Origin of the sequence: Streptomyces sp. CB00455, from assembly GCF_001905445.1 — a bacterium.
In the GTDB taxonomy this organism is placed as follows: domain Bacteria; phylum Actinomycetota; class Actinomycetes; order Streptomycetales; family Streptomycetaceae; genus Streptomyces.
The window spans coordinates 157,227-169,218 of record NZ_LIVQ01000005.1; the positions used below are offsets into that span (position 1 = coordinate 157,227).

The 11,992-nt window shown below is 74.2% G+C and carries 12 protein-coding genes; 4 read left to right on the plus strand and 8 right to left on the minus strand.

Features of this window, described 5'->3' with window-relative positions:
* Window positions 1-227: 227 nt before the first annotated feature.
* Complete coding sequence (locus AMK16_RS20930) at window positions 228-764, minus strand: zinc ribbon domain-containing protein (RefSeq protein WP_073918069.1); 537 nt, start codon at window positions 762-764, stop codon at window positions 228-230.
* Window positions 765-890: 126 nt separating this feature from the next.
* Between AMK16_RS20930 and AMK16_RS20935 the strand changes: the two genes are divergently transcribed.
* Entirely contained in the window at window positions 891-2,582 is a 1,692-nt protein-coding gene (locus AMK16_RS20935) for a phospholipase D family protein (RefSeq protein ID WP_073918071.1), read from the plus strand.
* A gap of 162 nt (window positions 2,583-2,744) precedes the next feature.
* On the opposite strand, the gene AMK16_RS36695 is transcribed toward AMK16_RS20935, so the two are convergent.
* Window positions 2,745-2,891, minus strand: a complete 147-nt coding sequence (locus AMK16_RS36695) for a hypothetical protein (RefSeq protein ID WP_199885510.1) — start codon at window positions 2,889-2,891, stop codon at window positions 2,745-2,747.
* A gap of 174 nt (window positions 2,892-3,065) precedes the next feature.
* On the opposite strand from AMK16_RS36695, the gene AMK16_RS35850 reads away from it, so the two are divergent.
* Window positions 3,066-4,079 (plus strand): hypothetical protein, encoded by a 1,014-nt coding sequence (locus tag AMK16_RS35850; protein ID WP_073918073.1) that lies wholly within the window; start codon window positions 3,066-3,068, stop codon window positions 4,077-4,079.
* 195 nt (window positions 4,080-4,274) lie between these two features.
* Here AMK16_RS35850 and AMK16_RS20945 read toward each other — a convergent pair whose 3' ends face one another.
* Window positions 4,275-4,640 carry a hypothetical protein gene (locus AMK16_RS20945; RefSeq protein WP_073918075.1) on the minus strand — a complete coding sequence of 122 codons (366 nt, stop codon included), beginning with the start codon at window positions 4,638-4,640 and terminating at the stop codon, window positions 4,275-4,277.
* A gap of 293 nt (window positions 4,641-4,933) precedes the next feature.
* Here AMK16_RS20945 and AMK16_RS20950 point away from each other — a divergent pair, with 293 nt between their 5' ends.
* Window positions 4,934-6,229 carry a sensor histidine kinase gene (locus AMK16_RS20950; RefSeq protein ID WP_073918077.1) on the plus strand — a complete coding sequence of 432 codons (1,296 nt, stop codon included), beginning with the start codon at window positions 4,934-4,936 and terminating at the stop codon, window positions 6,227-6,229.
* A 59-nt stretch (window positions 6,230-6,288) separates the two neighbouring features.
* Here the strand turns inward: AMK16_RS20950 and AMK16_RS20955 are convergent, their stop codons facing one another.
* Window positions 6,289-6,681: a DUF3662 domain-containing protein gene (locus AMK16_RS20955; protein ID WP_073918079.1), complete on the minus strand. Its 393-nt coding sequence runs from the start codon at window positions 6,679-6,681 to the stop codon at window positions 6,289-6,291.
* A gap of 168 nt (window positions 6,682-6,849) precedes the next feature.
* Here AMK16_RS20955 and AMK16_RS20960 point away from each other — a divergent pair, with 168 nt between their 5' ends.
* On the plus strand, window positions 6,850-7,299 hold the full coding sequence (locus tag AMK16_RS20960) for a PRC-barrel domain-containing protein (RefSeq protein WP_073918081.1): 450 nt from the start codon (window positions 6,850-6,852) through the stop codon (window positions 7,297-7,299).
* A gap of 34 nt (window positions 7,300-7,333) precedes the next feature.
* Here the strand turns inward: AMK16_RS20960 and AMK16_RS20965 are convergent, their stop codons facing one another.
* The 4 genes from AMK16_RS20965 to AMK16_RS20980 all read right to left on the minus strand — a co-directional run bounded on the left by AMK16_RS20965 (window position 7,334) and on the right by AMK16_RS20980 (window position 11,834).
* Window positions 7,334-8,110 carry a PP2C family protein-serine/threonine phosphatase gene (locus tag AMK16_RS20965; RefSeq protein ID WP_073918083.1) on the minus strand — a complete coding sequence of 259 codons (777 nt, stop codon included), beginning with the start codon at window positions 8,108-8,110 and terminating at the stop codon, window positions 7,334-7,336.
* A 697-nt stretch (window positions 8,111-8,807) separates the two neighbouring features.
* A complete protein-coding gene (locus AMK16_RS20970) occupies window positions 8,808-9,176 on the minus strand; it encodes a PRC domain containing protein (protein WP_073918085.1) in 369 nt (122 codons plus the stop codon).
* Window positions 9,177-9,277: 101 nt separating this feature from the next.
* Complete coding sequence (locus tag AMK16_RS20975) at window positions 9,278-9,634, minus strand: hypothetical protein (RefSeq protein ID WP_073918087.1); 357 nt, start codon at window positions 9,632-9,634, stop codon at window positions 9,278-9,280.
* Window positions 9,635-9,764: 130 nt separating this feature from the next.
* Window positions 9,765-11,834, minus strand: coding sequence for a SpoIIE family protein phosphatase (locus AMK16_RS20980; RefSeq protein ID WP_073918089.1), 2,070 nt, complete (start codon window positions 11,832-11,834; stop codon window positions 9,765-9,767).
* Window positions 11,835-11,992: the final 158 nt, after the last annotated feature.

An 11,992-nucleotide genomic window follows, 5' to 3' on the forward strand; every position in this document is an offset into this window, starting at 1 on the left:
CGGTCGGTGGCGTGAACAAACCGTGTCACTCCGAAGGGGGGTTGCGACAGTCACGGGTGTCACCGGTGGGGTGTGCAGTACGCACGGGTCACTTGGGGGCGGGGCGGCCCCTCGGGGCGCACCTTCAGAGTGGGAGGGGGGAGGGAGGGGCGAGGGAGTCGGGGAGGGGGGAGGGAGGGAGGGAGGGGCCGCCCGTCGCGGGAGCGCTGCGGGCTCGCCGGGGTGGTTCAGCCCTGGTCCTCCGCGGGCTTGAGGGGAGTGCCGCAGCGGCTGCAGAAACGGGCGTCGGCCTCGATGGCGTGCCGGTGGCACTGGCCGCAGACAACATGGAGCTCGCAGTGGTCGCCGGTCTCGGGCACCGCTGCGGCGGCGGGCCGGCGCCCGATGCGCAGCCCGGCGCGGCGGCGGTGGACGGTGAGGTACACCAGCCCGTCGCGGCCGGCCCGGAAGCCGCGCGGCGCACCGGCCGGCAGGACGGCGAGGGTGCCCCGGCGCACCTCCCGCTCCTGCCCGGCCACGGTCAGCCGGCCGCCGCCCGCGACGACGATGACGACGACATCGAGGTGGGCCTCGGTGTGGACGGCGACCTCACCGCCGGAAGGCAGTCGCACCACGTTGGCGTCCAGCTGCCGGCCGTGGCGGCGCAGCCGCCACAGGGCACCCTTCTCGTCCTGTGCGACGCCCTGGAGGAGCTCACCGAGGGCGACTCCCTCGACGGTCCCCTCGGCTCCCGTCGTCTCCTGGACCTGGGCCGTTCCTGCCATCGACCTTGCTTTCCCCTCGCCGGCGCCTGACGGTCCACTCCGGTATACGACACAGCGGCCGGCTCGCGCGCGGTGCTCGAATGAGCGTACCCAAACGGGGTAGGCGCCCCCGCGAAGGGGAGGCCCATGAGCGTGGAACCATCCGACTGGCTGCTGACGACCGGCGAGCGCGGCAACGACGCGACGCGTCTGGACAGCCGCCACCGCGACGGCGCGGCATGGTCGCGCGGCAATGACGTACGTCCCCTGGTCCACGGCAGTACGTACTTCCGGGAGCTGCACGACGCGATCCGCGCGCAGCGCGCCGGGGACCTGCTGCTTTTCACCGACTGGCGCGGCGACCCGGACCAGCGGCTCGGCGGCGGCGGAGGCGAACCCGGCGACAGCGACGGCGGCGGCGACAGCGACAGCGACAGCGACAGCGACAGCGACAGCGACAGCGCCATCGGGGCCGTGCTCTGCGCGGCGGCCGAGCGAGGCGTGATCGTCAAGGGTCTGATCTGGCGCTCTCACCTGGACGGCCTCCAGTTCAGCGAGACGGAGAACCGGCACCTGGGCGAGGAGATCGAAGCCGCCGGCGGCGAATGCCTCCTGGACATGCGGGTGCGCCCCGGCGGCTCGCACCACCAGAAGCTCGTCGTGCTGCGTCACCCCGGCCGCCCCGAGCGGGACGTCGCGTACGTGGGCGGCATCGACCTGTGCCACAGCCGCAACGACGACGCCTCCCACGAGGGGGACCCGCAGGCCGTGCCCCTCGCCGAGGCGTACGGCTCCCGTCCCCCGTGGCACGACGTGCAGCTCGCGGTGCGCGGTCCGGCCGTCGGCGACCTGGAGGCGGGCTTCCGCGAGCGCTGGGAGGACCCGGCGCCGCTCAGCCGCAGCCCGCTGAACCGGCTGCGGGAACTGCTCCATCACGAGGACACCTCCGCCGATCCCCTGCCGCCCCAGCTGCCGGACCCCGAGCCCTGCGGTACGCACACCGTGCAGGTGCTGCGCACGTATCCGAACCGCCTGTTCCGCGGCTACCCCTTCGCGCCCGACGGGGAGCGCAGCATCGCGCGCAGCTACCTGAAGGCCCTGCGCAGGGCGCGGAAACTGATCTACCTGGAGGACCAGTACCTGTGGTCCCCGCACGTCGTGAAGTGCTTCGCCGACGCCCTGGCCGCCAACCCGGAGCTGCGCCTGATCGCGGTCATTCCCGCCGTCCCCGAGCAGGACGGCCGCCTCACGCTGCCGATGAACCTGGTCGGACGCGTCACCGCGCTGGAGACGCTGCGCCGGGCCGGCGGTGACCGCGTCGCGGTGTACGGGCTGGAGAACGACGCGGGGACGCCGGTGTACGTGCACGCGAAGGTGTGCCTGATCGACGACGCGTGGGCTTCGGTCGGCTCCGACAACATCAACCTTCGTTCCTGGACCCACGACTCGGAACTCAACTGCGCCGTGCTGGACGAGAGCGCGGATCCGCGCGAGCCGCTCGATCCCGCCGGTCTGGGGGACGGGGCGCGCACTTTCGCCAGGGAACTGCGGCTGCGGCTCTCGCGCGAACACCTCGGTGTGCAGGAGCCCGCGCTGCCACAGGCCGAGGACCCGCTGTGTGATCCCGTGCGCGCCTACGACATGTTCGCCGGGACGGCGGCGGCACTGGACGCCTGGCACGAGGGCGGTCGCCGTGGTCCCAGGCCGCCCGGCCGGTTGCGCGCCTACGGACCTCCGCAGTTGTCGTCGGTGACCAAGGCGTGGTCCATGCCCTTGTACCGCCTGCTCGTCGATCCGGACGGCCGGCCCCTGCGGCTGCGCCGGCGCCGCAGTTTCTGACCACTTGTCATATCGGTTCGGTGCCGCGCATCCGTACGGCGGTTCCCCCCATGCACACGACGACGCCGGCCTGCCCCTTGCTCTACGGGGCAGGCCGGCGTCGTGTGCGTGGGGGGAGCGGCGCGGTGTGCGGGCGCGCTCCGGCGGTCGGGTGCGCGGCGGTCAGCGCCTGCCCCGCAGGCGGCCGATGAGCCCGCGGGCCTGCTCCCGCTTGCGCGGATCGGCCGCCGCACGGCGGACCGAGGCGATCGTGCGCTGCCCCTGCGGGCTACGGCTGAACTCTTTGATCTTGGCGAGTAGTCCCGGCACGGAATCCTCCCGGTGCGTAGTCCCTGGTGACACAACGCCGTGTACCCGGCCACGGTCCGTTGATGCGCGGGCGCACGGGTGAGGTCCCGATCATGCGGGAACAGGAACTGCGGCTGCCGGATGGTGAGTAGCATCCGACAGCAACACCGTGAGGTATGAGGAAAGCGAGCCGCAATGGCCAACGAGCCCAACACCATGCCCATCCACAGCGTGTACGCACAGCGGTTCGCCGCCGACCTGGAGACCAACCGCAAGGAGCAGGAGGACGTCTCCGCGCAGATCGCGGAGCTCGACGCGCGCCTGAAGGAACTGAAGGCGGAGGAGAACTGGCTGGCCGGGGTGCAGGACGCGCTGCCCACCGGCGGGGACCGGGCGGTCGCGGCCACCGGCCGGGGCGCCGTGAAGAGGGCCCCCGCCCCGGCCCCCGCCGCTGACGGCGCACCGAAGGCGGGCGCCGTCCCCGCACCGCGGCGGGCGAAGAAGACCGCGGGGGCGACGGCGCGGACCCGCAAGCCGGTGCAGGCCCAGAAGGCCTCGGGGACGGCCGCCTCCGGCACGAAGGCCAAGGCCGCCGCGCGGTCCGCTGCCCCGGCCGCGAAGAAAGCCGCCACGGCGGCGGGGAAGAAGACAGCACCGGTGGAGGAGCAGACCGCCCCGGTTGCGGAGAAGACCGCACCGGCAGCCGGGCGGAAGGCGCCGGAGACGGCCACGAAGGCGGCCGCGAAGACGCTCGCGAAGGCGGCGCCGCAGGAGGAGGCGGCGCGCAAGGCCCCGCGAAAGGCCTCTGGGAAGACCCCGCAAACGACGCCGCAGACGGCCGTGACCCCCCGGGCGAAGGCGAAGGCGGGCGCCGCCGCGGGCGAACCCCCGTTGCGCGAGCTCGTCCTGGCCCTGCTGCTCGGCGCCGCGGAGCCCCGCATGGTCAGCGAGGTCACCACCGAACTGGCCGAGACGCACCCCGGCCGCCGCCCCGCCTCCACCCAGGTGGTGCGCAACACCCTGGAAGCCCTCGCCAAGAAGGGGCTCATCGAGAAGGAGCACAAGCAGGGCTCCGTGATGTACACCGCGATCCCTGCCCCCGCGAGCGCTCCGGCCACCGACACCGCTGCGGCCACCGGCGCCCCTGCGGCCACCTCTGCGGCTCCGGCTTCCGAGGCGGCGCCCGAGAAGGCGCCTGCGCAGCCCTAGTTCACCCGCACCGGCCGAGGAGCAGCTTTTCGGCCAAGGTCTTGTCGCTTGGCTGAAACCAGTGCAATGCTGTGCCGGCGGTGACCTTCTCCCCTCCCCCGAGGAGAGGTCAACGGCCCCGCCCACGCACCCCCGCAGGGCGGGGCCGACCGCGCATCCGGCTGCCCTCCCTCGGCAGGGTCGCGGCGATGGCCTTCAGGCCCCCTCGTCGTAAGTCCCCGCCTCCACCTCCAGGGCGAGTTCCTGGAGGACCTGGATCGAGGAGACGTCCGTACGGCCGCCGTCGTGTGCCATGGCCAGGCTGGTGAAGGCCAGGCTGAAACCGGCGACCATGGTGTGCAGAGCCGGGCCGAGCGCCTCGGCGACCAGGCGCGCCACCTGCTGCGGGGTGGCCTCGGCGGGCACACTGATCGACGGCAGCATCTCGTTCAGCAGCTGGGTGACGACACCCGCTTCCGCTTCGGGGACGTCGTCCGCCTCTCCGGCTTCGGCCGCCCGGCGGATCTCCTGGGATTCGGTGAGGATGCCGATGACTCGCTTGAGGACCTCTGCGCGTTCCATCCTGGGAGGGTAGCCCCGGTACCGGAGCGCGGCCGAGGAGGCACACCCCGCCCGGGAAGCGGGGGGCCGGCGCGGGCCGATTCAGGGAGGGGTGAGCCCGCAGCCAGGCCCAGCGGCCGGGAGGCCGCTCACCCACCGGCCGCCACTTTCCAGCCTATGCCCGGCCGCACCGTACCGCCCGCCGCGGGGCGCGGCCCGGTCTGCCGTGATCACGCCCGGTATGATCGCAAAGCCGGTTTCGGGGCGGCACGTCTCCGGACACAGGGGGCGGCGACAGTTCGGGGGGACGTCGAATGGGTCTGCGGGTCAAGATCGGGACGACCATCGCGGCGACCTCGACCATCGCGGTGCTGGTCACCGCGGTGCAGGTGCCCGGCATGCTGACCGACCGCGAGCGCGAGACCGTGGCGGAGCGGCTCCAGTTCGCCGAGCGGATCTACGACGAGTCCGGGGAGACCCGGTTCGGGCTGCGGCTCAACCCCGCCAACCTGCCTGTTCCGCTGCGCGAACAGCTCGACCGGGGCCGCCGGGCCACGCACGTGCAGGACACGCCGCAGGGCAAGCGGATCTGGGCCGGAGCGCCCACGGAGCGCGGCTACCTGGTCATGACGGGCCGGCGCAGCCCCGTCATCGACGAGCTGGAGCAGGTGATGTGGAAGTCCGGCGCCGTGGGCGTCGGGGTCGCCGGCCTGATCGGCGTCGCCGTGGCCGCCCGCTTCGGACGCAGGCTGCGGCTCTCGGCGCAGGCGGCCGAGCGGATCACCCGGGGCGAACTGTCGGCGCGGCTCTCCGAGAAGGGGCGCGACGAGATCACCGTCCTCACCCGCGCCGTGAACGCCATGGCCGAGGCGCTCGGCGGCCGGCTCCAGGCCGAGCGCGAGGTCACCGCGAACATCGCGCACGAACTGCGCACCCCCGTCGCCGGTCTGGTCGCGGCCGCCGGGCTGCTCCCCGAGGGGACGGCGGAGAACATGGTCAGGGAACGGGTGGGCAGGCTCCGCGACTTGGTGGAGGACGTCCTCGAAGTCGCCCGCCTCGACAACGGCGGCGAGGACGCCGAGATGCGCTGGGTGGAGAGCGGCGTGCTGGCCCGGCGCGCCGCCCGGGCGGCCGTGGAGGGGCGTGCGGTGCCCGGTCGGCCGGCCCCCGCGGTGCGCGTGGAGGTGGTCCGGGACATGCTCGTGCACACCGATCCGCGTCGCGTGGAGCGCGTGCTGACCAACCTGGTCAGCAACTCGCTGCGGCACGGGGCGCAGCCGGTCCTCGTCGAGGTGACGGGCCAGGTGATACGGGTGCGCGACCACGGCTCGGGTTTCCCGGTGCACCTGCTCTCCCACGGCCCGCAGCGTTTTCGCACCGGCGCCGCGCAGTCGGGGCTGGGGCTGGGGCTGACCATCGCGGCGGCGCAGGCGCAGCTGATCGGTGCCGAACTCCGGTTCACGAACCCGCCCGGCGGGGGCGCCCAGGCGCTCCTCGATCTCGGTACGCCGCCACCCCGTCGGGCCGACGGCGACAACGACGGCGACCGCGCCGGCGGCAGCGATGGCGGCAACGGCAGCAACAACAGCAGCAGCGGCGATCCCGCCTGAGTCCTCCGCTTCGCCCTGCCTGCGCCCGCGCCTGCCCCGTACCCCCCGAGTGCCGGGCCTCAGCCGGGGAACGCGTCCGCGCTGATGTGAGGCATGGCCGCGCTGGCCACCCGGTAGCGGCTGTCGCCGAGGTGTTCCGAGGCGCGCAGCCGTACCGTCAGCGGACCGGCCCACTCGTAGTCCCGCGCCTCGCCGTGCCGGGCCAGGGCGTCGGTCAGCTGGAGCCCGATGCCGTCGGCGTGCGGTGCGAGTTGTCCGTGGACGTCCGGGGGCAGTTCCACCTCGTAGGCGTTGGGCACCACGACCCGGCGGTGGCTGCACACGACCGCCTGCTCGTCGCACTCGCGGCGCAGGGCTTCGATCAGTTCGACGGGTTCACGGGGCGACACCCGGGCAAGCAGGGCGTCCTCCCACCGCTCGACGGCGTCTTCCCATCTGCTCAGAGCGTTCATGGAGCGCGCTTGCCCGCCCGCGCCGCGCCCTACCCCCGGTCCGCCCGCGCATTCGGTGTTTTCCGGCCGCTCCCGGCGCAGATCCGGCCCCGGAACCGTGCTTCTCAGGGGGCTGCGCGGGTAGCCGACGGGGGACAGTGCGCGCGGCAGAGAGGTGAGGAGCAAGCAGTGATCACTCAGGAGCAGCTGGTGGCCGTGACCGGATGCGCGGCCCACACGGCCCAGGGCCAGCGCGTGGGGGCGGTGGACTACGTCCTGGTGGACGACACCACCGGCCGGCCCGAATGGGCGCGGATCACCGATCGGGCCTCGGGTCTGGGCGGCGTCTTCGTCCCGCTGCGCGAGGCGGTGCTGGAGGACGGGCGACTGGTGGTCCCGTATGCCGTCGCCGTGATCGAGCAGGCCCCGTGCGCGGCGCTGGACTGCGGGAGCGTGCTCTCCGTGGCCGAGGAGGAGCGGTTGTTCGGGCACTACGGCATCAGGGACGTGCGCGACGAGGTGAATGCCGAGGGCGGCGCCGGCTGGGCGAAGATGGACCGGGCCCAGACCATCCGGGAGGGCACGGCGGGCCAGGAGCAGGACCGTTCCCGTCTGCGGTCGGCCCGGCCCGGGCAGTGACCCGGGGGGCCGGGGCGGGGCGGTACGGCGCGCGTCATCCGGCGGCCGCGGTGGGCGCGGGTGGGGGCGCCTGCCGGTCCGCCGTCCCGGCCCGTACCTGCTCCGGGCAGGCGATGGCGAGAGCTGCGACGTCGTCGTTGAGGTGACCCCGGGTGTGCAGGTGCAACTCGTCCAGCAGGGTCCGGATGCGGTCGCGGGCGCCGGTGTGGGGGTGCCGGGCGACGGCCGCAACGAGGTCGAAGAAGGTGCGGCCGGGGTCGCGTGCCTCGGTGATGCCGTCGGTCGCGGCCAGCAGGCAGGCCCCTGACGGCAGGGTGTGCGCGGTCGCGGGCGGCAGGTGACGTCCGCTGTCGGGCAGTCCGAGGAGGAGTCCCGCAGGCAGGGGGATCTCCCGGACCCGCCCGTCGTGTTCGATGTGCAGGGGCGGTACGTGGCCGCAGTTGACCAGCGTCATCCTGCCTCCGGCCGTTGCCTGTACGAGGAGCGCGCTGGCGAAGCGTGCGTCCCCGGTCGCCTCCTGCCGGTGCAGCAGCGACTGGTCCATGCGGCGGGCGACGTCGGTGAGGTCCGCCTCCTGGTACGCGGCCTCCCGGAAGGCGCCGAGCAGGGTGACGGTGGCATCGACGGCCGGCAGACCCTTGCCGCACACGTCACCGAGGACCACCCGCAGCCCGTACGGCGTGGCCAGTGCCTCGTAGAAGTCTCCCCCGACCCGGGCTTCGGGATCAGCCGACCGGTAGGTGCCGGCGACCTGGTACCCGCACACCTGGTCGGGCAGCTCGCGCAGTACGGCCCGCTGGACCTTGCCCACGGTGGAGCGCAGCCGCTCCAGCCGCTCCAGCCGTTCGTGCTCGCGGTCGCGGGCTGCGGCCGCCGGTGCCCCGGCCCCCGGTCCTCGGCGTGATGGCGAGCAGCACGCCGAGGACCGGGGGCCGGGGCACCGGGCCCCACCAGCGGAAGGCCGCCAGGGTGACGACGGACAGCGCGCCAAAGACGAGGACCCGGGGCCAGGCGTGGCTGGCCGCCGCGAGGGCGGGGACCGCGGCGAGGAGCGGGCCCAGGTGTGTTCCGGGCCCGGTCCACAGTTCGGCCGCGACCGTCGCCGCCCACAACAGCCAGGGGAGGGCCAGGGCCGTCCGGCGGGCTCCCGTGCGGGCCGCCGGGGCATCGAAACGCTGCATGGCCGAACATCCTCCGGAGCAGTGGTCTGAGCCGTCGTACGGAGCCCCCTGTGGTGTGCGGGGGCTCGTACACGGACGGCCTGTCGGGGCGGCCCGGTCCCGGGCGCCGGGGCCCGTCCATACCCGCGCGGCGGTCCCCCCGTCCCCCTGCCCCGTACGCCGCCGCACCCACCGGGACTTTGGTCCCCCCGGTGGCGGGCCGTCCGACGCGGATCCGTCGGCGCCCCCGGCCGACCGTGCCGCCGCGGCCCGGCCACCGGACCGGGACGCACCGGGGCCCCCGGCCTGGAGTGGCCGGGGGCCCCGGTGGTCGTCCGTGGGGAACGCTCAGGCGGGCCGCCCCCCGAAGGGGATGCCCGTGCCGTAGTAGCCGCCCAGCTCGTCGCGGTACACGGGGTCGTCGAGGTGCCGGTCGCGGTCGAACTCGGGAGCGTCCTTGATCTGGCCCCTCGTGCGGTCGACATGGACCTTCCGCTCCTGCGGGTCCACGCTGACGACGGTGCTCGCGGGCAGGAGGAGCTTCTTGCCGAAGATCCAGACTCCCGTGTCGACCACCAGGTAGGCGTCGCCTACCTGGTCGGAGTGTTCGTCCACCGTGCCGATCCCGCCGTCCGTCGCCTCGACCTTGAAGCCGGTGAGGTCGGTGCCCGCCAGGTAGCCCGAGGTCGACTTGTAGCTCCACACATGCTCAGTCACGCGAATACATCTCCTCCGGTACGGACGGCGGACCGTCGGCTGTCCTTCTCGTGGGTCCGCCCGGACTCCCGCGTGCCCCGCACGCGCCGCCTCACACGGGGTCAGGGCTGCTGGTCGTTGTACCCGCAGACCCAGCCGAGGGCGTCGTGCACACCGAGGGTGAAGTCACGCAGGTCGACCGGGAGGGTGGGATCCCCCAACTGGACGATGGCGGCGTCGACTTCGGCCGTCAGCAGCTCCAGGTCCGGCACGCCGTGGGCATGAGCGCTCGTGACCGGGGCACGCGCCGTGCGGCCCAGGGCCCAACGGTAGGCGGCGGCCGCGCCGGCGGCAGACTGCCCGGCCGCTCTCCCGGGCGGCGCCAGCCGCTCCAGCGCGCGATCGACGTCCGCCAGGGGACGCACTCCCGCCACGGACCCGGACCTGTCCGGCCCGTCCGTCTCCTCGGGAACGGTCATGTCGCTCACCTCTCCACGCAGCGGTTGGTGCCGTGATGCCCCACCGACGCCGCTACCCCGTCCCGGCCGCACCACGCCCGGTCCGGCGCGGAACCCGGCGGCGCGGTTCCCGGGCGGGCGCGCCCGCCTCTCACGACCCGTGCCCTATCCGCGCCACGAGGAGGGCGATGTCGTCGTCGGCGGCCACGGGCACGAGGTGGGTGACCAGGGAGTCGCAGATGTGGTCGAGCTGCCGGTCGCGGCCCGAGAGCAGCTCGGTCAGCTCGGCCAGCCGTTCGTCGAGGTCGTGACCGCGCGCCTCGATGAGCCCGTCGGTGTACAGGACGAGGAGACTCCCCGGGACCAGGGTGAAATCCGTGGGGGTGAAGTCGATGCCGCCCACGCCCAGGGGGACACCGGGCGGGGTGTCCAGGATCCGGGCGGCGCCGTCCGGTTCGACGAGGACGGGCGGCGGGTGGCCGGCGCGGGTGATGGTGCAGTGGCCGGTCGCCGGATCGCAGACCACGTAGAGGAAGGTGGCCAGCATCGGCTCGGCGAGGTCGCTGAGTGCCGCCTCCAGCTGCCGCAGCAGGTGCACGGGGGTGAGGTCGAGGCGGGCGAGGGCCCGTACGGAGGCGGCGAGGCGGCCCATGACCGCGGCGGCGCCGATGCCGTGGCCCATCACGTCGCCGATGAGCAGCGCCGCCTTGCCGTCGGGAAGGCTGAGGACGTCGTACCAGTCGCCGCCGACCTCGTTGACGTCGCTGGCCGGGAGGTAGCGGTGGGTCACCGTGATGCCGGGGGGCGGGGTGATGTGCTGCGGCAGCATGCTGCGCTGGAGGATGAGCGCCGTTTCGTGTTCGCGGTGGTAGAGGCGCGCGTTGTCGATGCTGACGGCGGCGCGGGCGGCGAGTTCCCCGGCGAGGGTGACGTCGTCGGAGACGAACGGGGCGGCTTGCTCGGCCCGGTAGAAGGTGGCGACGCCCAGCACGGTCTCCCGGGCCACGAGCGGAAGCATGAGCATCGAGTGCACGCCCGCGGCGAGCAGCCGGGCGGGGGCGCCGGAGTGGCGGGCGGCGGGCGACGTGCTCCACTCGTCGAAGCGGGCAACCAGGAACGGCTGCCGGGCGGCGAGCGCCCGGCTGAAGGGGGCGGCGGCGGGGAAGGTGAGGGACCCGCCGAGCGGTGTCAGGACGTCGGCGACCGGTGAGCCGAGCGGGGCCTTGCCCAGGCGCCGCAGGGCCGCGCCACCGGTCAGGCCGGAGCCGGGATCGTCGTCGTCGGCCAGCGCGCCCAGGACGTCGACGGTCACGGCGTCGGCGAGGCGCGGCACGGCGAGCTCGGCGAGCTCCTGGGCCGTACGCTCCAGTTCCAGGCTGCCCCCGATGCGGATGCTGGCCTCGCTGAGCAGGCCGAGCCGGCGCCGGCCCGCTTCGGCTTCCGAGTGGTCGCGCTGCTGCTCGGTGATGTCCAGGAGCGTGGCGATGACCCCGATCGGCAGGCCCGCGGGATCCTCCACGCGGACGTAGGAGCAGGACCACACCCGGTCGTGTTCCGGTTCGGCCGGGGTGCGTCCGACCCGGCGGCGGTCCAGCACCGGCTCCCCGCCGGCCAGGACCTCCCGCATCGCCGCCTCCATCTCCCCGGCGTTCACCTCGGGCAGGATCTCCGCCAGCCGCCGTCCCACGTGGGCGGCTTCCGGCAGACCGTTCATCACCTCCAGCGCGGCGTTGACCTGGAGGAACCGCAGCTGGGTGTCGAGGATGGCGATGCCGACGGGCGAGCGGGCGAACAGGCCCTCCCACACCGCCGAGGAGCCCCGGATGCGCCGTGCCGCGTGCGCGTCGGCGGCGAAGACCAGCACCGTGGCCGCGCTGTGCCGGCGGTCGGGCACGGGCGCCGCCCAGATCTCCACCTCCAGGGGGTGCCCGTCGTGGTGCCAGGCGGTGACCGTGCCCATCACGCCCCGCCCGCCGGCCGCGGTCTCCCACAAGGAGCGTCCCAGGCTGCGGTCGGCGGCCGGCTGGAGGAGGCCGGCGATGTTGCGTCCCAGCACCTGTCGCGGCGCGTAGCCCAGCAGGTCCTGGGCGACCTGGTTCCAGCGCACGATGGTGCCGTCGGCGCTGGTGGCGATCAGTGCCACGGGCAGCGCGCCGAGCCATCCGCCCGCCGCCTGGGCGGCGCTGCTGATGAGGTCCTCGACCGGCATGTGTGCGTTCATGGGCGCTCGCACTGTGGGAGACCGTGCCCGCTGCGGGCGCGTACCCGGCGGCCACGGGCTGGAGGATCTGCCGCCCGGGGGTGTCCGGCCGACCGGGCCGGCGGTGCCCCTCCATCGTCGTCCGGCGGACCCGGAACCGCCTCCCGGCGCCGCGGCGC

Coding starts and splice junctions, on each gene's coding strand:
- AMK16_RS20930 (WP_073918069.1), bottom strand. CDS start 764: ATGGCAGGAACGGCCCAGGTCCAGGAGACGACGGGAGCCGAGGGGACC.
- AMK16_RS20935 (WP_073918071.1), top strand. CDS start 891: ATGAGCGTGGAACCATCCGACTGGCTGCTGACGACCGGCGAGCGCGGC.
- AMK16_RS35850 (WP_073918073.1), top strand. CDS start 3,066: ATGGCCAACGAGCCCAACACCATGCCCATCCACAGCGTGTACGCACAG.
- AMK16_RS20945 (WP_073918075.1), bottom strand. CDS start 4,640: ATGGAACGCGCAGAGGTCCTCAAGCGAGTCATCGGCATCCTCACCGAA.
- AMK16_RS20950 (WP_073918077.1), top strand. CDS start 4,934: ATGGGTCTGCGGGTCAAGATCGGGACGACCATCGCGGCGACCTCGACC.
- AMK16_RS20955 (WP_073918079.1), bottom strand. CDS start 6,681: ATGAACGCTCTGAGCAGATGGGAAGACGCCGTCGAGCGGTGGGAGGAC.
- AMK16_RS20975 (WP_073918087.1), bottom strand. CDS start 9,634: ATGACCGTTCCCGAGGAGACGGACGGGCCGGACAGGTCCGGGTCCGTG.
- AMK16_RS20980 (WP_073918089.1), bottom strand. CDS start 11,834: ATGAACGCACACATGCCGGTCGAGGACCTCATCAGCAGCGCCGCCCAG.